The organism is Pseudomonas sp. MPR-R2A5 (assembly GCF_058793055.1).
Genome location: NZ_JBXAFK010000010.1, coordinates 86,576 through 105,180 on the forward strand (window position 1 = coordinate 86,576; position 18,605 = coordinate 105,180).

Below are 18,605 nucleotides of genomic sequence, written 5' to 3' on the forward strand. Positions count from 1 at the left end.
CACTATGCCGGCTTCATTCGTTCACCTGCGCCTGCACACTGAATACTCCCTGGTCGACGGCCTGGTACGGATCAAACCACTGGTCAAAACCCTGGTGGGCATGAATATGCCCGCGGTGGCGGTTACCGATCAGAACAACATGTGCTCCCTGGTCAAGTTCTACAAGAACGCCATGGGCGCTGGTATCAAGCCGATCTGCGGCGCCGACCTGTGGCTGTCCAACAAAGACCCGGATAACCCCCTGAGCCGCATCAGCCTGTTGGCGATGAATGGCGTGGGTTATCGCAACCTCACCGAATTGATCTCCCGCGGCTTTATCGACGGTCAGCGCAACGGCTCGATCATCATCGAGCGTGAGTGGGTGGCCGAAGCCAGCGAGGGCTTGATCATGCTCTCGGCGGCCAAAGAGGGCGAAATCGGTATCGCGCTGCTTGGCGGCAACCCGCAGGAAGCTGAAGTGCTGGCCCGCGAGTGGATGGCTGTCTTCCCCGACCGTTTCTACCTGGAAGTCCAGCGTACCAACCGTCCCAACGATGAAGAGCATCTGCACGCCGCCGTGGCGCTGGCCGACAAGCTGGGGGCACCGTTGGTGGCGACCAACGATGTGCGCTTTATCAAGAAGGAAGATTTCGAAGCCCACGAAACCCGTGTGTGCATCGGTGAAGGCCGGGCCCTGGATGACCCGCGTCGCTCGAAGAACTACAGCGAAGAGCAGTACCTCAAGAGCGCCGAGGAAATGGCCGAGCTGTTCAGCGACCTGCCCGAGGCCCTGGAAAACTCCGTCGAGATTGCCAAGCGCTGCAATATCGAGGTGAAGCTGGGCAAGCACTTCCTGCCCAACTTCCCGATTCCCGATGGCATGACCATCGACGAATACTTCCGCAAAGTCTCGTTCGATGGGCTTGAGGAGCGGCTCTCGGTCCTGTTGCCCAAGGACACCACCGAAGATTACGAAGCCAAGCGCCAGGTCTACGTCGACCGCCTGAATTTCGAGCTGGATATCATCATCCAGATGGGGTTCCCCGGTTACTTCCTGATCGTGATGGACTTTATCCAGTGGGCCAAGAACAACGGCGTGCCGGTAGGTCCGGGCCGGGGGTCAGGTGCCGGCTCGCTGGTGGCCTATGTGCAGAAGATCACCGACCTCGATCCGTTGGAGTATGACCTGCTGTTCGAGCGGTTCCTCAACCCGGAACGGGTCTCCATGCCCGACTTCGACGTCGACTTCTGCATGGACGGTCGCGACCGTGTGATCGAGTACGTGGCCGAAAAATACGGCCGCAACGCGGTCAGCCAGATCATCACCTTCGGTTCGATGGCCGCCAAGGCGGTAATCCGCGACGTTGCGCGGGTACAGGGCAAGTCCTACGGCCTGGCGGATCGCCTGTCCAAGATGATCCCGTTCGAAGTCGGCATGACCCTGGAAAAAGCCTACGAACAGGAAGAAATCCTGCGCGACTTCATCAAGGTCGATGAAGAGGCTGCCGAAATCTGGGAAATGGCGCGCAAGCTCGAAGGCGTCGTCCGTAACGTCGGTAAGCACGCCGGTGGTGTGGTGATCGCACCGACCAAGCTGACCGACTTTTCGCCGATCTATTGCGATGAAGAAGGCGGCGGCCTGGTCACCCAGTTCGACAAGGACGACGTCGAGGCTGCCGGCCTGGTGAAGTTCGACTTCCTCGGCCTGCGAACCCTGACGATCATCGACTGGGCGCTCAAGACCATCAACCGTGACCGTGCCAAGGTCGGTGAAGAACCGCTGGATATCGCGTTTATCCCGCTGGACGACAAACCGACCTATTCACTGCTGCAAAAAGCCGAAACCACGGCGGTATTCCAGCTGGAATCCCGTGGCATGAAGGAGCTGATCAAAAAGCTCAAGCCCGACTGCCTGGAAGACTTGATCGCACTGGTCGCCCTGTTCCGTCCGGGCCCGCTGCAATCGGGCATGGTGGACGACTTCATCAACCGTAAGCACGGTCGCGCCGAACTGGCCTACCCGCACTCCGACTACCAGTACGAAGGCCTCAAGCCGGTATTGGCGCCGACGTACGGCATCATCCTGTATCAGGAACAGGTGATGCAGATCGCCCAGGTGATGGCCGGCTACACCCTGGGTGGTGCGGACATGCTGCGTCGCGCCATGGGTAAGAAAAAACCCGAGGAAATGGCCAAGCAGCGCGGTGGTTTCATTGAAGGTTGCGCCACCAACAATATCGACGCGGACCTGGCCGGTAACATCTTCGACCTGGTGGAAAAATTCGCCGGTTACGGTTTTAACAAATCCCACTCCGCCGCCTACGGCCTGGTCTCATACCAGACCGCCTGGCTGAAAGCCCACTACCCGGCGCCCTTCATGGCGGCGGTACTCTCGGCGGATATGCACAACACCGACAAGGTCGTGACCTTGATCGAGGAAGTGCGCACCATGAAGCTGCGTCTCGACGCGCCGGACGTGAACGCCTCGGAGTTCAAGTTCACGGTCAACGACGAGGGCCGTATCATCTATGGCCTGGGCGCGATCAAGGGCGTCGGCGAAGGCCCGGTGGAAGCCATTACCGAAGCGCGCCAAGACGGCCCGTTCAAGGACCTGTTCGACTTCTGTGCCCGGGTCGACCTCAAGCGCATCAATAAACGTACCCTCGATGGCTTGATCCGCAGCGGCGCACTCGACCGTCTTGGGCCGTACTTCCATGATGAGCCGAAGGCCTACCAGGCCAATATCGACCGTAACCGCGCGGTGCTGTTGACCGCCATGGAAGAAGCGATCAAGGCCGCCGAGCAGACCGCCCGTACCCACGACAGCGGCCACGCCGACCTGTTTGGCGGGCTGTTCGTCGAAGAAGACGCGGATGTCTATGCCAACCATCGCAAGGCCAAGGAGCTGACCCTCAAGGAGCGCCTCAAGGGTGAAAAAGACACCCTGGGCCTGTACTTGACCGGTCACCCGATTGACGAATACGAAGGTGAAATCCGTCGTTTCGCCCGTCAGCGCATCATCGACCTGAAACCGGCGCGCGACACCCAGACCGTCGCCGGCATGATCATCGCGCTGCGCGTGATGAAAAATAAAAAGGGCGACAAGATGGGCTTTATCACCCTCGACGACCGCTCGGGCCGGATTGAAGCGTCGCTGTTTGCCGATGCCTTCCACTCCGCCCAGTCGCTGTTGCAGACCGACGCCATGGTGGTGGTGGAAGGGGAGGTCAGCAACGACGACTTCTCCGGTGGCCTGCGCCTGCGGATCAAGCGGGTGATGAGCATGGAGGATGCGCGCACCAACCTGGCCGAAAGCCTGCGCCTGAAGGTGAAAACCGAGGCTCTCAAGGGCGATCAGCTACGCTGGTTGGGTGACCTGCTAAAACGTCACCGTGGCGCGTGCCCGGTGACCATGGAGTACACCGGTAACGACGCGAAGGCGATGTTGCAGTTCGGCGAGACCTGGCGAATTGATCCCGCTGATGGCTTGATTCAAGCTTTGCGTGACCAGTTTGGGCGAGACAACGTCTTCCTCCAATACCGTTGATGGCTCGGTAGATAGCCAGTTGCTGGCAATGAGCCTGATTGACGAAACATTTAATCTCGACCTAGACGCGCCTCTCCCTTAAGGTAGGGCGCGAATAGATAACCGGCTGGCCAGGCACCCCTTGGCCGTCGACCCAAGACGGACGCTTATGAACCCGAATTTTCTTGATTTCGAACAGCCGATCGCTGACCTGCAAGCCAAGATCGAAGAACTGCGCCTGGTCGGCAATGACAATTCGCTGAATATCGGCGATGAGATCGCTCGCCTGCAAGACAAGAGCAGCACGCTCACCGAAGACATCTTCGGCAAGCTGACCAGCTGGCAGATCGCGCGCCTGGCCCGCCACCCGCGCCGTCCCTACACCCTGGACTACATTCAGCACATCTTTACCGAATTCGACGAGCTGCATGGCGACCGCCATTTCTCCGACGACGCGGCCATCGTGGGCGGTATCGCCCGCCTGGACGGCCAGCCGGTGATGGTGATCGGTCACCAGAAAGGCCGTGAAGTGCGCGAGAAAGTGCGTCGCAACTTCGGTATGCCGCGTCCAGAGGGCTACCGCAAGGCCTGCCGCCTGATGGAGATGGCTGAGCGCTTCAAGATGCCGATCCTGACCTTCATCGACACCCCGGGTGCCTACCCAGGTATTGACGCTGAAGAGCGCAACCAGAGTGAAGCGATCGCCTGGAACCTGCGGGTCATGGCCCGCCTGAAAACCCCGATCATTGCCACTGTGATTGGTGAAGGCGGTTCCGGCGGTGCGCTGGCCATTGGTGTCTGCGATCAGCTGAACATGCTGCAATATTCCACCTACGCGGTGATCTCGCCAGAAGGTTGCGCGTCGATCCTCTGGAAAACCGCCGAGAAAGCGCCGGACGCCGCTGAAGCGATGGGCATTACCGCTGATCGCCTCAAGGGCCTGGGGATTGTCGACAAAGTGATCGCCGAGCCATTGGGCGGTGCTCACCGTGACCCAGTTGCCGCTGCCGCGACCATCCGCGCCGAGCTGGGCTCGCAACTGGCGATGCTCAAGAAGCTGGATAACGAAGCGCTGCTGGCCCGTCGTTACGAGCGTTTGATGAGCTACGGTCTCTAAGACCGCCGCAATACCAACATGTGGGAGGGGGCTTGCCCCCGATTGCAGAGTGTCAGTCAATGTAGCCAGTGACTGACTCACCGCTATCGGGGGGCAAGCCCTCTCCCACATTTGCTTTGTGTATGCTTGGCGAACGTATTCCAGATCAGAGGCGGTAACCTGTTATGAAACCGGCTCTGCCCGCCAGACTCTTGCAAACCCTGGCGCCCTGGCGCAACGCTCCGGCCTGGCATATCGCATTCTCCGGTGGCCTTGATTCCACTGTCCTGCTGCACCTTTTGGCCACCCTGGCAAAATCCGAAACATTGCCGCTCCTCAACGCTATCCATGTCCACCATGGCCTGCAGGCTGTCGCCGACGCCTGGCCAATTCATTGCCAGTCGGTGTGCGACAGCCTGGGCGTACCCTTGCGGGTCATGCGCGTGCAGGTGCAGTCCGGCGCCAGCCTTGAGCGTGCCGCCCGTGAGGCGCGTTACCAGGCGTTTACCAAGGTGACTGGGGTGGGGGAGGTGGTACTCACCGGCCAACATCGCGATGATCAAGCCGAAACGCTGCTGTTTCGCCTGCTGCGCGGCGCGGGGGTGCGAGGGCTTGCCGCAATGCCTGCGCATCGCCCGTTGGCAGGTGGTTATCTGGCGCGGCCATTGCTGGATGTCTCGCGCGCCGAGTTGGAAGCCTATGCCAGTGATCATCAGCTCAAGTGGATTGACGATCCTTCCAACGCCGACCCACGCTTCTCCCGTAATTACCTGCGTCACCGCGTGATCCCAACGCTGACCGAACGTTGGCCTCAAGCCGTCTCCAATCTGGCCCGCACGGCCGAACACCTCAGTGAAGCCCAGGCGTTGCTGGGCGAGTTGGCCTGCATGGACCTGCGAGCCGCCGATCAGCCTTCAGCGTTTCCTTGGCTGGTTTTGCCGTCATTGGACCTCGGCCCACTGCGCGAACTTTCCGATGCCCGCCAGCGCAATGCCCTGCGCCACTGGCTGACACCGCTGACGCGCTTGCCAGACAGCGACCACTGGGCAAGTTGGTTCTCTCTGCGAGATGCCAAGGCCGACGCTCAGCCCCTTTGGCGCCTGGCCGACGGTGAATTACACCGTTGCGGCGAGCGCATTTGGTGGCTGCCCTCCACTTGGTCGGATTTTTCCGACGCATCGGTGAGCTGGTCGCTGCCGCAAAACCCGCTGGTGTTACCCGGCAATGGGCGGCTGGAATTTATCGGCAAGGCGCCCGACGGTCCTCTGGAGGTCCGTTATCGCCACGGCGGTGAAATGCTTGAGGTGCCGGGGCGTGGCCGGCGTGACTTGAAGCGTCTGCTTAACGAAAGCGGGCTGCCAGGCTTTGTCCGTGGCAGATTGCCGCTGCTGTACCAGGGCGAGCAATTGCTGGGTGTGCCCAGCCTCGCGGGGCTCTGGCCAGTACCGAGTGATAGCTGGCAATTGCACTGGATGCCACAGACCTGCGATCAAGGTTTGAGCTGATAGAGCCTTTCCGGTAGACTACGCTCCCTTCTTGATACAACTTCTGTGGATTCGCCTGAATCGCAGCAGTTGCCGATTACCAAGCAGTCTTTGCTGGGCGATTCCAAAAAATGTGTAGCGATCAACGTACCGGTGTTTCATTGCTGGTCTGTCACCACGCGGCGGTTTTTTTGAAAGGTGCACTGTGATTAATGCAGGTGATCGGGGGCTTCGGCCTTCCTTCGCTTTCCCCGGCGGCTCGGACCGCTTTAACGCAGACTTCTAGGGTTTTTCATGACGCGCTACATATTCGTCACGGGCGGTGTTGTTTCTTCATTGGGGAAAGGCATTGCCTCCGCTTCATTGGCGGCCATCCTGGAGGCGCGGGGACTTAAGGTCACCATGCTCAAGCTGGACCCATACATCAACGTTGACCCGGGCACCATGAGCCCGTTCCAGCACGGTGAAGTGTTCGTCACCCACGACGGCGCCGAGACCGACCTGGACCTGGGCCACTACGAGCGGTTCATCCGCACGACCATGACCCAGAACAACAACTTCACCACCGGCCGTGTCTACGAACACGTGCTGCGCAAGGAGCGTCGTGGTGACTACCTGGGTGCAACCATTCAGGTGATCCCGCACATCACCGACGAAATCAAGCGCCGTATCATCAAGGGTGCGGGCGATGCCGACGTGGCGATGGTCGAGATCGGTGGCACCGTGGGTGACATCGAATCCCAACCGTTCCTCGAAGCCATCCGCCAGTTGCGTTTCGAGGTCGGCGCCAAGCGCGCGATGCTGATGCACCTGACCCTGGTGCCGTACATCGCCACCGCGGGCGAGACCAAAACCAAGCCAACCCAGCACTCGGTCAAGGAACTGCGTTCCATCGGCTTGCAGCCGGACGTGCTTGTGTGCCGCTCCGATCACCCGATCGATATCTCCTCGCGTCGCAAGATCGCGCAGTTCACCAACGTTGAAGAACGTGCGGTGATTGCCCTGGAAGACGCCGACACCATCTACAAGATCCCAGGCATCCTGCATTCCCAGGGCCTGGACGATTTTGTGGTCGAACGTTTCGGCCTGCAATGCAGCGGTGCTGACCTGTCCGAGTGGGAAGCCGTGGTCGACGCCAAGCTCAACCCTGAGCACGAAGTCACCATCGCCATGGTCGGCAAGTACATGGAGCTGCTGGACGCTTACAAGTCGCTGATCGAGGCGATGAGCCACGCCGGCATCAGCAACCGTACCAAGGTCAACCTGCGCTATATCGATTCTGAAGACATCGAGAACCAAGGCACCGCGCTGCTCGAAGGCGTTGATGCGATCCTCGTTCCCGGTGGTTTCGGCCTGCGTGGCGTGGAAGGCAAGATCACCGCCGTGCAGTACGCCCGTGAGAACAAGGTGCCGTACCTGGGGATCTGCCTGGGCATGCAGGTGGCCGTTATCGAGTTCGCCCGTAACGTGCTGGGCTGGAAGGACGCCAACTCCACTGAGTTCGATCACTCCAGCGGCCACCCGGTCGTGGGTCTGATCACCGAGTGGGAAGACGCCACCGGCGCCGTTGAAACCCGTACCGAAACCTCCGACCTGGGCGGCACCATGCGCCTTGGCGCACAGGACTGCCTGCTGGAAGCGGGTTCGTTGGTTCACGACTGCTACGGCAAGGATGTGATCGTCGAGCGTCACCGTCATCGCTACGAAGTGAACAACAACCTGCTGCCGCAGATCAAAGCCGCCGGCCTGAAAATCTCCGGTCGCTCGGGTGATGGCAAGCTGGTTGAAGTGGTCGAGGCGCCGGATCATCCGTGGTTCGTGGCCTGCCAGTTCCACCCTGAGTTCACCTCGACACCGCGCGACGGTCACCCGTTGTTCAGCGGTTTCGTCAAAGCAGCACTGACGCAACATCAGAAGAAGGCGTAAACCTGATGGCCCAGAAGATCATTCGCGTTGGCGATATCGAGATTGCCAACGACAAGCCCATGGTGCTGTTCGGCGGCATGAACGTGCTGGAAAGCCGCGACATGGCGATGCAGGTCTGTGAAGAGTACGTAAAGGTGACCCAGAAACTGGGTATCCCTTACGTGTTCAAGGCCAGCTTCGACAAGGCCAACCGCTCGTCCGTGACCTCCTATCGGGGCCCGGGCCTTGAAGAAGGCATGCGGATCTTCCAGGACATCAAGCAAGCCTTCGGCGTGCCGATCATCACCGACGTCCACGAGCCTGAACAGGCTGCCGTGGTCGCCGAGGTGTGTGACATCATCCAGTTGCCGGCCTTCCTGTCGCGCCAGACCGACCTCGTGGTCGCCATGGCCAGGACCGGCGCGGTGATCAATATCAAGAAAGCCCAGTTCCTCGCGCCTCAGGAGATGAAACACATCCTGAACAAGTGCGTGGAAGCGGGTAACGACCAGTTGATTCTCTGTGAGCGCGGTTCGAGCTTCGGCTACAACAACCTCGTGGTGGACATGCTCGGTTTCGGCATCATGAAACAGTTCGAATACCCGGTGTTCTTCGACGTGACCCACGCGCTGCAAATGCCAGGTGGCCGCGCCGATTCCGCGGGTGGGCGTCGTGCCCAGGTATTGGACCTGGCCAAGGCGGGCATCAGCCAGTCCCTGGCCGGGCTGTTCCTGGAAGCCCACCCGGACCCGGACAACGCCAAGTGCGACGGCCCCTGCGCCCTGCGCCTGGACAAGCTGGAGCCATTCCTGGCCCAACTCAAGCAGTTGGACGAACTGGTCAAGAGTTTTCCGACGGTAGAGACCGCGTAAGCGCCATTTCTCCGTGTAGGAGCCGAGCTTGCTCGCGATGAGGCCCGATAGGGCACTATTACTGGCAAGTTTGTTCCAAGTATTGCAATGTGCGCGACAAGTTAAATCGAGCGGTATAGAGCGTTTTCGTCAACTTTGGAGTGTTTACAACAATGGCAAAAATCGTCGACATCAAAGGTCGTGAAGTTCTCGACTCCCGTGGCAACCCCACCGTCGAAGCCGACGTGCTTCTCGATAACGGCATCATCGGCAGCGCCTGCGCGCCGTCCGGTGCTTCCACCGGTTCGCGCGAAGCGCTGGAACTGCGTGATGGCGACAAGAGCCGTTACCTGGGCAAAGGTGTACTCAAAGCGGTAGCCAACATCAACGGCCCGATCCGTGACCTGTTGCTGGGCAAGGACCCGCTGGACCAGAAAGCCCTGGACCACGCGATGATCAAGCTCGACGGCACTGAAAACAAAGGCAGCCTGGGCGCCAACGCCATCCTCGCCGTGTCCCTGGCCGCTGCCAAGGCCGCCGCCCAGGACCAGGACCTGCCGTTGTACGCCCACATCGCCAACCTCAACGGTACTCCAGGCGTGTACTCCATGCCGGTGCCGATGATGAACATCATCAACGGCGGCGAGCACGCGGATAACAACGTTGATATCCAGGAATTCATGGTGCAGCCGGTTGGCGCCAAGACCTTCTCCGAAGGCCTGCGCATGGGCACCGAGATTTTCCATCACCTCAAGGCTGTACTGAAGGCCCGTGGCCTGAGCACGGCGGTGGGTGACGAAGGTGGTTTCGCACCGAACCTGGCGTCCAACGAAGATGCACTCAAAGTGATCTCCGAAGCCGTGGCCAACGCAGGCTACAAGCTGGGCACCGACGTGACCCTGGCCCTGGACTGCGCGGCCAGTGAGTTCTATGAAGACGGCAAGTACAACCTGTCCGGCGAAGGCCAGGTGTTCAACTCCGAAGGTTTCGCTGAATACCTGAAGGGCCTGACCCAGCGCTACCCGATCATCTCGATCGAAGACGGCCTGGACGAGTCCGACTGGGATGGCTGGAAAATCCTCACCGACAAGATCGGCGAGAAAATCCAGCTGGTGGGCGACGACCTGTTCGTGACCAACACCAAGATCCTGAAAGAAGGCATCGACAAGAAGATCGCCAACTCGATCCTGATCAAGTTCAACCAGATCGGCACCCTGACCGAAACCCTGGAAGCCATCCAGATGGCCAAGGCTGCGGGCTACACCGCCGTGATCTCCCACCGCTCCGGCGAAACCGAAGACTCGACCATTGCCGACCTGGCCGTGGGCACCTCGGCGGGCCAGATCAAGACCGGTTCCCTGTGCCGTTCCGACCGCGTGTCCAAGTACAACCAATTGCTGCGTATCGAAGAGCAACTGGCAGGTAAAGCCAAGTACAACGGTCGCGGTGAGTTTCGCGGCTGATCAGTAAATGGTAAAAAGTCTTCGGGTTGCGTCGGAAAGATCACGACAGTGTGAATTTCAACGCTAATCTGGTGGCTATCAAGCACAAGCCTGGTTCTTCCAGGCTTCGTGCTATCAGTTGCTGCAAAAGTTTTGCATGGCGGTCTTTTTTCACTGGATACCCGATATTCGATGCGCAGTCCCAATTGGTTGTTCCTCGTCTTGCTCTTGTTGCTGGCTGGCCTGCAGTACCGCCTATGGGTGGGTAATGGCAGCTTTGCGCAGGTAAAAGACCTGACCCAGCAAATTGCCGACCAGCACGCCGAAAATGAACGCCTGCTGGAGCGTAATCGCGTGCTCGATGCCGAAGTGCTTGAGCTGAAAAAAGGCACGGAGACCGTTGAAGAGCGGGCTCGTCATGAATTGGGCATGGTCAAGGAGGGCGAAACCCTCTACCAGTTGGCCCAATGAACAACTGCTTGCCGGCCTTCTGGGCCGTGATTCCTGCCGCGGGCGTCGGTGCCCGTATGGCCGCGGACCGTCCCAAGCAATATCTGCAATTGGGCGGGCGCACTATTCTCGAACACAGCCTTGGCTGTTTCCTCGACCACCCATCGCTCAAGGGCCTGGTGGTCAGTCTTGCTGTTGATGACCCTTATTGGCCCAACCTGGCGTGTGCCGCCGACCCGCGTATTCATCGCGCGGACGGTGGCTCTGAGCGCTCGGGTTCGGTACTCAATGCACTGCTGCACCTCAATGCCCTGGGTGCCAGCGATGACGATTGGGTACTGGTGCACGATGCCGCGCGGCCCAACCTGAGCCGTGATGATCTCGACAAACTGCTGGGCGAGCTCGCGGACGATCCGGTGGGTGGCTTACTCGCCGTGCCAGCCCGCGACACCCTCAAGCGCGTGGATAAGCATGGCCGTGTGGTGGAAACCGTCGACCGCAGCCTGATCTGGCAAGCCTATACGCCACAGATGTTCCGTCTGGGGGCCTTGCACCGTGCGTTGGCTGACAGCCTGGTCGCCGATGCGCTGATCACCGACGAAGCCTCGGCCATGGAATGGTCCGGCCAGGCGCCGCGCCTGATCGAAGGGCGCTCGGACAATATCAAGGTGACCCGGCCGGAAGACTTGGAGTGGCTGCGGTTGCGGTGGGTGAATCGTTCACTGTAGGAGCGAGCTTGCTCGCGAAAAACGTCAACGATAACGCAGGATGCCTGGATTAACGCGGCGCTCTCAGGATTTTCGCGAGCAAGCTCGCTCCTACAGGGTTTTGCTAAGCCTCTACGCTGTACTCCGGCCGCTCGGCCAGCCCCTCCTTCAAGAAATCCACCAGCTTCCTGACCTTCGGCGACAAATGCCGCTGCTGTGGATACAGCGCCCACACCGCCGTATTCGGCGGTTGATGCGCCTCCAGCAACGACACCAGCGCGCCGCAGTGCAGATGCTCCAGCACGTAATAATCCGGCAGTTGGCACAGCCCCGCCCCTTGCAGCGCCGCATCCAGCACTGCCTGGCCACTGTTGCAGCGCCAGTTGCCCTGCACGCGTTGGGAAAATTCCCGCCCATCCTGGGCCAGTTGCCAGATATCCGAGCTGCCAATCAGGCAGTTATGCCGACTCAATTCCGACAGGCTATGTGGCCGACCATACCGCGCCAGGTAAGACGGCGACGCACACAGGTACATACGCCTCGGGGCCAGCCGGCTGGCGACCATGCGTGAGTCTTGCAGGCGTCCCAGGCGGATCGCCAGGTCAAGGCCTTCGTGCACCAGGTCCAGTTGCCGATTGCTTAACTCGATATCCACCCGCAGTTGCGGATAGAGCGCCATGAACCGTGTCACCAGCGGCACGATAAAGCGTTCGCCATAGGCCACGGCGCACGTCATGCGCAGCATGCCCTTGGGTTCACTCCCCAGGTCGCCGACCGCGCGCAGGGCTTCTTCGCGACCGTCCTGCAAGCGCTGGCAATGTTGCAGGAAGGTCTGGCCGGCTTCGGTCAGGGTGACCTTGCGCGTGCTGCGGTACAGCAACCGCGTTTGCAGGCGTTCTTCCAGGCGGGCCACTTGCCGGCTGATATGGGACGAGGACACCCCCAGTCGCTCGGCTGCCGCAGTGAATTGGCTGCATTCAGCGACGGCGACGAACTCATCGATGCCTTCCCAGCGGTTCTCCAGCATGGTGATTGTCCCTGTACAGCAATAAAGTTTTGCTTTCGCTTGGATTATTAATCAGCGGAGCATGTTTTACACTCACCGTCTAAGTTTTTAACTCCCAGGAGAAACCCGGATGATCAAGTCCCGTGCCGCCGTGGCCTTCGAAGCCAAGAAACCCCTTGAGATCGTTGAAGTGGATGTCGCCATGCCCAAGGCCGGCGAAGTGCTGTTGCGCGTGGTCGCGTCCGGCGTTTGCCATACCGATGCCTACACCCTGTCGGGGGCCGACCCTGAAGGCATTTTCCCGTCGATCCTGGGGCACGAAGGTGGCGCGGTGGTTGAAGCCATCGGCGAGGGCGTGACCTCGGTCGCGGTCGGCGATCACGTGATCCCGCTGTACACCCCGGAATGCGGCAAATGCAAATTCTGCCTCTCGGGCAAGACCAACCTGTGCCAGGCCATCCGTTCGACCCAGGGCAAGGGCCTGATGCCCGATGGCACCACGCGTTTTTCCTACAAGGGCCAGCCTATTTTCCACTACATGGGCACCTCGACCTTCTCGGAGTACACCGTGCTGCCGGAAATTTCCGTGGCCAAGATTCCTAAAGAAGCACCGCTGGAAAAAGTTTGCCTGCTCGGTTGCGGCGTCACCACCGGCATTGGCGCGGTGATCAACACCGCCAAGGTCAAGCCGGGCGACACCGTGGCCATTTTCGGCCTGGGCGGTATTGGCCTGTCAGCGGTGATTGGTGCGGTAAAGGCCAAGGCCGGTCGTATCATTGCCATCGACATCAACCCCGCCAAATTCGAAATCGCCAAGCAATTGGGCGCCACCGACTGCATCAACCCGAAAGACTACGACCGCCCGATCCAGGACGTGATTGTCGATTTGACGGACGGTGGCGTGGACTTTTCCTTTGAGTGCATCGGCAACGTACAGCTGATGCGTGCCGCCCTTGAGTGCTGCCACAAAGGCTGGGGCGAGTCGGTGATCATCGGCGTGGCCGGCGCCGGCCAGGAAATTTCCACGCGTCCATTCCAACTGGTGACCGGGCGCGTCTGGCGCGGTTCGGCCTTCGGTGGCGTGCGCGGCCGGACGGAATTGCCAAGCTACGTGGAAATGGCGCAGACCGGCGAGATCCCGCTGGACACGTTCATCACCCATACCATGGGCCTGGAAGACATCAACAAAGCGTTTGACCTGATGCATGAAGGCAAGAGTATTCGTACCGTCATCCACTTCTGAGGTCGGCCATGAGTCTGGAAAACCTGTCGTGCCAGAAAAGCTTCGGTGGCTGGCATAAACGCTATAAGCATCACTCCGACGTGCTCGGTTGCGACATGACCTTCGCCGTCTACCTGCCGCCGCAGGCGGAGCAGGGCGGCAAGCTGCCGGTGCTGTATTGGCTGTCCGGATTGACCTGCACCGATGAGAACTTCATGCAGAAAGCCGGCGCCCAGCGCATGGCGGCCGAGCTGGGGCTGATCATCGTTGCGCCCGACACCAGCCCTCGTGGCCCTGGGGTGCCGGGTGATCCGGACAACGCCTGGGATTTCGGCCTGGGCGCCGGCTTCTATCTGAATGCCACCCAGGAACCCTGGGCCAAGCACTATCGGATGCATGACTACGTGGTGCAGGAATTGCCCGCATTGGTTGAAGCGCATTTCCCGGCTTCGGGCAAGCGCGGGATCAGCGGTCACTCCATGGGTGGCCACGGTGCACTGGTGTGCGCCTTGCGCAACCCTGGGCGGTACCTCTCGGTGTCGGCGTTTTCGCCGATCAACAACCCAATGGATTGCCCGTGGGGTCAGAAAGCCTTTTCCCGCTACCTGGGCGAAGAGCGCTCCAAGTGGCGGGAATGGGATGCCTGCGCACTGATCAGCGAAGCCTCGGAAAAGCTGCCTCTGCTGGTTGACCAGGGCGACCGCGACGACTTCCTCGAGGTGCAGCTCAAGCCTGAGGCCTTGCGGCAGGCGGCGAAAGCGGCCAGCCACCCGCTCGAACTACGCCTGCAGCCTGGCTATGACCACAGCTACTTCTTTATCGCCAGCTTCATCGAAGATCATTTGCGACATCATGGTCGTGCTTTGCTCGGTTAATGTGAGGCAAAAGTAGGTAGAATCACGCCCTGAATTAAATCGGGGCGTTTTTTTATGCGTATTGGCCACGGCTATGATGTGCACCGTTTCGCTGAAGGCGATTTCATCACCCTGGGCGGCGTGCGCATCGCACATCACCATGGGTTGCTGGCTCATTCCGACGGCGATGTCGTGCTGCATGCCTTGAGCGATGCTTTGCTCGGCGCGGCTGCACTGGGTGATATCGGCAAGCATTTTCCGGACACCGACCCGACGTTCAAGGGCGCGGACAGCCGTGTCCTGTTGCGCCATGTGGTCGGACTGATCCATGCCAAGGGCTGGAAGGTCGGCAACGTCGATAACACCATCGTCGCCCAGGCGCCAAAAATGGCCCCCCATATTGAAGCGATGCGCGCACTGATTGCTGCGGATCTGCACATTGAACTGGATCAAGTGAACGTGAAAGCCACCACCACCGAGAAGCTCGGGTTTACCGGTCGTGAAGAGGGCATTGCGGTGCACTCCGTCGCCTTGTTGCTGCGCGCATGAATGACCTGCAACTGCTGGGCCCACGGGCCTACGGCGAGGCCTTGGGCAGCGCGGTACTGAAGGCGACGGCCGAAGATTTCCAGGTCGACGAAGTGCTGGATATCCCATTGACCGGCGAGGGCGAACACCTGTGGTTGTGGGTGGAGAAACGCGGCCTCAATACTGAAGAAGCTGCACGGCGTATCGCCAAGGCCGCTGGCGTCCCGTTGCGTACCGTCAGCTACGCCGGGCTCAAGGATCGCCAGGCGCTCACCCGCCAATGGTTCAGCGTGCAGTTGCCGGGCAAGGCCGATCCGGATATGAGCGCGGCGGAAAACGACACCCTCAAGATCCTGAAAACCGCTCGCCATAAACGCAAGCTGCAACGCGGTGCGCATTCGGCCAACGGCTTTACCCTGCGCCTGACGCAGTTGGCAGGTGATCACGCGGCTATCGACGCACGCTTGCAACTGATCGCCCAGCACGGCATTCCCAACTATTTCGGTGCGCAACGGTTTGGCCACAATGGGGGCAATGTGGTGGACGCGCGTGAGTGGGCGGTCCGCAAGGCCTTGCCGGAGCAGCGCAATGTGCGTTCGCGCCTGCTGTCCACTGCGCGCAGTTTCCTGTTCAACAAAGTGTTGGCTGCCCGTGTCGCGGATGGCTCCTGGCAACGCGCCCAGGTGGGTGATTTGCTGGCCTTTACCGACAGCCGCAGTTTTTTCCCGGCGGGGGAGGCTGAATGCAGCGACCCGCGCCTGGCGATCCTCGACCTGCACCCGACAGGGCCACAGTGGGGCGAGGGCGACTCACCGACGACCGGCGCAACCCATGAACTGGAACAGGCCGTCGCCGCCAGTGAACCCGAGCTGCGCGATTGGCTGGTGAATGCCGGCATGAGCCAGGAACGTCGCATTCTGCGACTGCCCATTGGCGGGTTGACGTGGCATTATCCCGGGCCTGACATTCTGCAATTGGAATTCGTCCTGCCGGCCGGATGCTTCGCCACTGTCTTGGTGCGCGAGCTTGTTGATCTGGTGCCGGTGGGGCAGACGGACAGCCCATGCGTATTCTGATATCAAACGATGACGGTGCCACCGCACCCGGTCTTGCCGCGCTTCATGCTGCGCTGGTGGATTATGCCGAGTGCGTGGTGGTCGCCCCGGACCAGGACAAGAGTGGCGCCAGCAGTTCGCTGACGCTCGATCGTCCGCTGCACCCGCAGATCCTGGCCAATGGCTTTATCAGCGTGAACGGTACCCCCACCGACTGCGTGCACCTGGCCATCAACAGCCTGTTGGAACAAGAGCCTGACCTGGTTGTGTCGGGCATCAACCTCGGTGCGAACCTGGGCGACGACGTGCTGTATTCCGGTACCGTGGCGGCGGCCCTTGAAGGCCGCTTCCTCGGGCGTACCTCGTTCGCGTTCTCGTTGGCCTCGCGCCAACTGAGCAATTTGCCGACCGCGGCCTATTTCGCGCGCAAACTGGTGGAAGCCCACGGCTCCCTGGACTTGCCACCGCGTACGGTGCTCAACGTCAATATTCCCAACCTGCCCCTCGAGCATATTCGCGGCATCCAGCTGACGCGCCTGGGTCACCGCGCCCGCGCGGCGGCGCCGTTGAAAGTGGTCGACCCGCGTGGCAAGGAGGGGTACTGGATCGCCGCCGCAGGCGACGCCGAAGATGGCGGCCCCGGCACGGACTTTCATGCGGTGATGCAAGGCTATGTCTCGATTACCCCGTTGCAACTCGATCGCACCTTCAGTGATGCCTTCAGTAGTCTCGATGGCTGGCTGGAGGGCCTGCGCTGATGGCTCGTGAACAAGACGACCTGCTGCGTCGTGGCATCGGGATGACTTCCCAGCGTACTCGTGAGCGTTTGATCCAGCGTCTGTACGAAGAGGGCTTGTCCAACGCCCAGGTACTCGAAGTGATCCGGCGCACGCCTCGGCACCTGTTTGTCGATGAAGCCCTGGCCCATCGTGCTTATGAAGACACGGCGCTGCCGATCGGCCATAACCAGACGATCTCCCAGCCGTACATGGTCGCGCGCATGAGCGAACTGTTGCTGGCGGCGGGCCCGCTGGACAAGGTGCTGGAGATCGGCACCGGCTCCGGCTACCAGACGGCCGTGCTGTCACAGTTGGTGGAGCGCGTCTTCTCGGTGGAGCGGATCAAGGTGTTGCAGGATCGCGCCAAGGAGCGCCTGGTGGAACTGAACCTGCGCAATGTGGTGTTCCGCTGGGGCGATGGCTGGGAAGGTTGGCCGGCGCTGGCGCCTTACAACGGCATTATCGTCACGGCGGTGGCCACGGATGTGCCGCAGGCGTTGCTCGACCAGCTGGCTCCTGGCGGCCGCTTGGTGATCCCGGTGGGTTCCGGCGAAGTGCAACAATTGATGCTCATTATCCGTGAGGACGAAGGCTTCTCCCGGCATGTGCTCGGGGCGGTACGGTTTGTGCCGCTGCTCAATGGCCCGCTGGCCTGATCATTTGTGCGCGAGCAGTGAATTCTGTTGGCGGGGATGTGTCTTACGGCGGGGTCTATTGAGTCAACATCATCGGCAGCGGCCTTAAACATGATGCGTTTTTCGTTTCGGTCGTGTGCCGGTAAAAAGCCAATGCCCAGTTATACTTGCGTCATATTTCCAGCCTGATACAGGCGTTCATGTTCAGCCACCATAAAGGGAGCGGCGGGTGAGTCTCACAGGTCTTGCGCAGCGTATGAGTAAAACAAGCTTTCAGCGACTGGTGCTTGGCCTTGTCTTTAGTTCCTTATTGGCAGCCTGCTCGAGCGCGCCATCCGGTGGCGCGCGCGTGGTAGACCGTAATAACGCGGTGCCGCAAAAACCGACGGTTACCACTGGTCAGTATGTAGTACGAAAGGGGGACACGATGTTCTCGATCGCCTTTCGCTACGGCTGGGATTACAAGGCGCTTGCCGCCCGCAACAACATCCCTGTGCCCTACACGATACATCCGGGTCAGACCATTCGTTTCGATGGACGCACCGGTTCAACGCCTACGACAGTTGTGACAAGCTCCGGATCCTCGCCGTCGTCTTCGAGCAAAACCACGATCATCACTCGGCCTGCAGGCAGCGCCGCGCCTACGGTTGCGAGCAAGCCGGCGCCCGCGCCGTTGCCGCCTGCGGGGCCTGCGCCGACCGGTTGGGGATGGCCCTCAAACGGAGTGTTAATTGGAAAATTCTCTTCAAACGGTAGTTTGAATAAAGGCATTGATATCGCCGGGGATTTGGGACAGCCTGTTTTAGCTGCGTCTGATGGGACAGTGGTGTACGCCGGGAGTGGTTTACGGGGCTACGGCGAGCTGGTCATCATCAAGCACAGCGATACCTACGTCAGTGCCTACGGTCACAACCGCAGGCTGTTGGTTCGGGAGGGGCAGCAGGTCAAAGTCGGACAGACAATTGCCGAAATGGGATCAACTGGTACGGACCGGGTGAAACTGCACTTTGAGATTCGCCGTCAAGGGAAGCCTGTAGATCCGCTGCAATTCCTACCCCGTCGTTGATATGTTGCACAGCCTGTTCC

16 protein-coding genes are annotated in these 18,605 nt (G+C 60.3%); 15 read left to right on the top strand and 1 reads right to left on the bottom strand.

The features are described 5' to 3' along the window. Window positions 1–4: 4 nt before the first annotated feature. From dnaE to ispD, 8 genes are all read left to right on the top strand, one after another. A complete protein-coding gene (gene dnaE / locus AC1Q6I_RS10295) occupies window positions 5–3,526 on the top strand; it encodes a DNA polymerase III subunit alpha (protein WP_069075391.1) in 3,522 nt (1,173 codons plus the stop codon). Window positions 3,527–3,674: 148 nt separating this feature from the next. Then, window positions 3,675–4,622: an acetyl-CoA carboxylase carboxyl transferase subunit alpha gene (gene accA, locus AC1Q6I_RS10300; protein WP_024073837.1), complete on the top strand. Its 948-nt coding sequence runs from the start codon at window positions 3,675–3,677 to the stop codon at window positions 4,620–4,622. A gap of 164 nt (window positions 4,623–4,786) precedes the next feature. After that, entirely contained in the window at window positions 4,787–6,106 is a 1,320-nt protein-coding gene (gene tilS, locus AC1Q6I_RS10305) for a tRNA lysidine(34) synthetase TilS (protein ID WP_102624159.1), read from the top strand. Window positions 6,107–6,379: 273 nt separating this feature from the next. Next, window positions 6,380–8,011, top strand: coding sequence for a CTP synthase (pyrG, locus tag AC1Q6I_RS10310; RefSeq protein ID WP_024073839.1), 1,632 nt, complete (start codon window positions 6,380–6,382; stop codon window positions 8,009–8,011). A 5-nt stretch (window positions 8,012–8,016) separates the two neighbouring features. Beyond that, window positions 8,017–8,862, top strand: coding sequence for a 3-deoxy-8-phosphooctulonate synthase (gene kdsA / locus AC1Q6I_RS10315; RefSeq protein ID WP_024073840.1), 846 nt, complete (start codon window positions 8,017–8,019; stop codon window positions 8,860–8,862). A gap of 152 nt (window positions 8,863–9,014) precedes the next feature. Beyond that, window positions 9,015–10,304: a phosphopyruvate hydratase gene (gene eno / locus AC1Q6I_RS10320; RefSeq protein ID WP_024073841.1), complete on the top strand. Its 1,290-nt coding sequence runs from the start codon at window positions 9,015–9,017 to the stop codon at window positions 10,302–10,304. A 171-nt stretch (window positions 10,305–10,475) separates the two neighbouring features. After that, the gene (gene ftsB, locus AC1Q6I_RS10325; RefSeq protein ID WP_003172294.1) at window positions 10,476–10,754 is read left to right on the top strand and encodes a cell division protein FtsB; all 279 of its coding nucleotides are present in this window, start codon (window positions 10,476–10,478) and stop codon (window positions 10,752–10,754) included. Further along, window positions 10,751–11,461: a 2-C-methyl-D-erythritol 4-phosphate cytidylyltransferase gene (ispD, locus tag AC1Q6I_RS10330; RefSeq protein ID WP_102624158.1), complete on the top strand. Its 711-nt coding sequence runs from the start codon at window positions 10,751–10,753 to the stop codon at window positions 11,459–11,461. Before ftsB ends, ispD begins: the two co-directional genes overlap by 4 nt. A 103-nt stretch (window positions 11,462–11,564) precedes the next feature. Here ispD and AC1Q6I_RS10335 read toward each other — a convergent pair whose 3' ends face one another. After that, a complete protein-coding gene (locus tag AC1Q6I_RS10335; RefSeq protein ID WP_102624157.1) occupies window positions 11,565–12,467 on the bottom strand; it encodes a LysR family transcriptional regulator in 903 nt (300 codons plus the stop codon). A 109-nt stretch (window positions 12,468–12,576) separates the two neighbouring features. Between AC1Q6I_RS10335 and AC1Q6I_RS10340 the strand changes: the two genes are divergently transcribed. From AC1Q6I_RS10340 to AC1Q6I_RS10370, 7 genes are all read left to right on the top strand, one after another. Continuing rightward, a complete protein-coding gene (locus AC1Q6I_RS10340; RefSeq protein WP_017137160.1) occupies window positions 12,577–13,689 on the top strand; it encodes an S-(hydroxymethyl)glutathione dehydrogenase/class III alcohol dehydrogenase in 1,113 nt (370 codons plus the stop codon). Between the two features lie 8 nt (window positions 13,690–13,697). Beyond that, the gene (fghA, locus tag AC1Q6I_RS10345; protein ID WP_024073844.1) at window positions 13,698–14,543 is read left to right on the top strand and encodes an S-formylglutathione hydrolase; all 846 of its coding nucleotides are present in this window, start codon (window positions 13,698–13,700) and stop codon (window positions 14,541–14,543) included. A gap of 54 nt (window positions 14,544–14,597) precedes the next feature. Then, entirely contained in the window at window positions 14,598–15,071 is a 474-nt protein-coding gene (gene ispF, locus AC1Q6I_RS10350; protein ID WP_024073845.1) for a 2-C-methyl-D-erythritol 2,4-cyclodiphosphate synthase, read from the top strand. Beyond that, the gene (gene truD, locus AC1Q6I_RS10355; RefSeq protein ID WP_024073846.1) at window positions 15,068–16,126 is read left to right on the top strand and encodes a tRNA pseudouridine(13) synthase TruD; all 1,059 of its coding nucleotides are present in this window, start codon (window positions 15,068–15,070) and stop codon (window positions 16,124–16,126) included. Before ispF ends, truD begins: the two co-directional genes overlap by 4 nt. After that, window positions 16,114–16,863 carry a 5'/3'-nucleotidase SurE gene (surE, locus tag AC1Q6I_RS10360; protein ID WP_024073847.1) on the top strand — a complete coding sequence of 250 codons (750 nt, stop codon included), beginning with the start codon at window positions 16,114–16,116 and terminating at the stop codon, window positions 16,861–16,863. Before truD ends, surE begins: the two co-directional genes overlap by 13 nt. 41 nt (window positions 16,864–16,904) lie before the next feature. Beyond that, entirely contained in the window at window positions 16,905–17,540 is a 636-nt protein-coding gene (locus tag AC1Q6I_RS10365; RefSeq protein ID WP_169850588.1) for a protein-L-isoaspartate(D-aspartate) O-methyltransferase, read from the top strand. Window positions 17,541–17,748: 208 nt separating this feature from the next. Further along, window positions 17,749–18,585, top strand: coding sequence for a peptidoglycan DD-metalloendopeptidase family protein (locus tag AC1Q6I_RS10370; protein WP_102624156.1), 837 nt, complete (start codon window positions 17,749–17,751; stop codon window positions 18,583–18,585). Window positions 18,586–18,605 lie beyond the last annotated feature (20 nt).

Coding starts and splice junctions, on each gene's coding strand:
- dnaE (WP_069075391.1), top strand. CDS start 5: ATGCCGGCTTCATTCGTTCACCTGCGCCTGCACACTGAATACTCCCTG.
- accA (WP_024073837.1), top strand. CDS start 3,675: ATGAACCCGAATTTTCTTGATTTCGAACAGCCGATCGCTGACCTGCAA.
- tilS (WP_102624159.1), top strand. CDS start 4,787: ATGAAACCGGCTCTGCCCGCCAGACTCTTGCAAACCCTGGCGCCCTGG.
- pyrG (WP_024073839.1), top strand. CDS start 6,380: ATGACGCGCTACATATTCGTCACGGGCGGTGTTGTTTCTTCATTGGGG.
- kdsA (WP_024073840.1), top strand. CDS start 8,017: ATGGCCCAGAAGATCATTCGCGTTGGCGATATCGAGATTGCCAACGAC.
- eno (WP_024073841.1), top strand. CDS start 9,015: ATGGCAAAAATCGTCGACATCAAAGGTCGTGAAGTTCTCGACTCCCGT.
- ftsB (WP_003172294.1), top strand. CDS start 10,476: ATGCGCAGTCCCAATTGGTTGTTCCTCGTCTTGCTCTTGTTGCTGGCT.
- ispD (WP_102624158.1), top strand. CDS start 10,751: ATGAACAACTGCTTGCCGGCCTTCTGGGCCGTGATTCCTGCCGCGGGC.
- AC1Q6I_RS10335 (WP_102624157.1), bottom strand. CDS start 12,467: ATGCTGGAGAACCGCTGGGAAGGCATCGATGAGTTCGTCGCCGTCGCT.
- AC1Q6I_RS10340 (WP_017137160.1), top strand. CDS start 12,577: ATGATCAAGTCCCGTGCCGCCGTGGCCTTCGAAGCCAAGAAACCCCTT.
- fghA (WP_024073844.1), top strand. CDS start 13,698: ATGAGTCTGGAAAACCTGTCGTGCCAGAAAAGCTTCGGTGGCTGGCAT.
- ispF (WP_024073845.1), top strand. CDS start 14,598: ATGCGTATTGGCCACGGCTATGATGTGCACCGTTTCGCTGAAGGCGAT.
- truD (WP_024073846.1), top strand. CDS start 15,068: ATGAATGACCTGCAACTGCTGGGCCCACGGGCCTACGGCGAGGCCTTG.
- surE (WP_024073847.1), top strand. CDS start 16,114: ATGCGTATTCTGATATCAAACGATGACGGTGCCACCGCACCCGGTCTT.
- AC1Q6I_RS10365 (WP_169850588.1), top strand. CDS start 16,905: ATGACTTCCCAGCGTACTCGTGAGCGTTTGATCCAGCGTCTGTACGAA.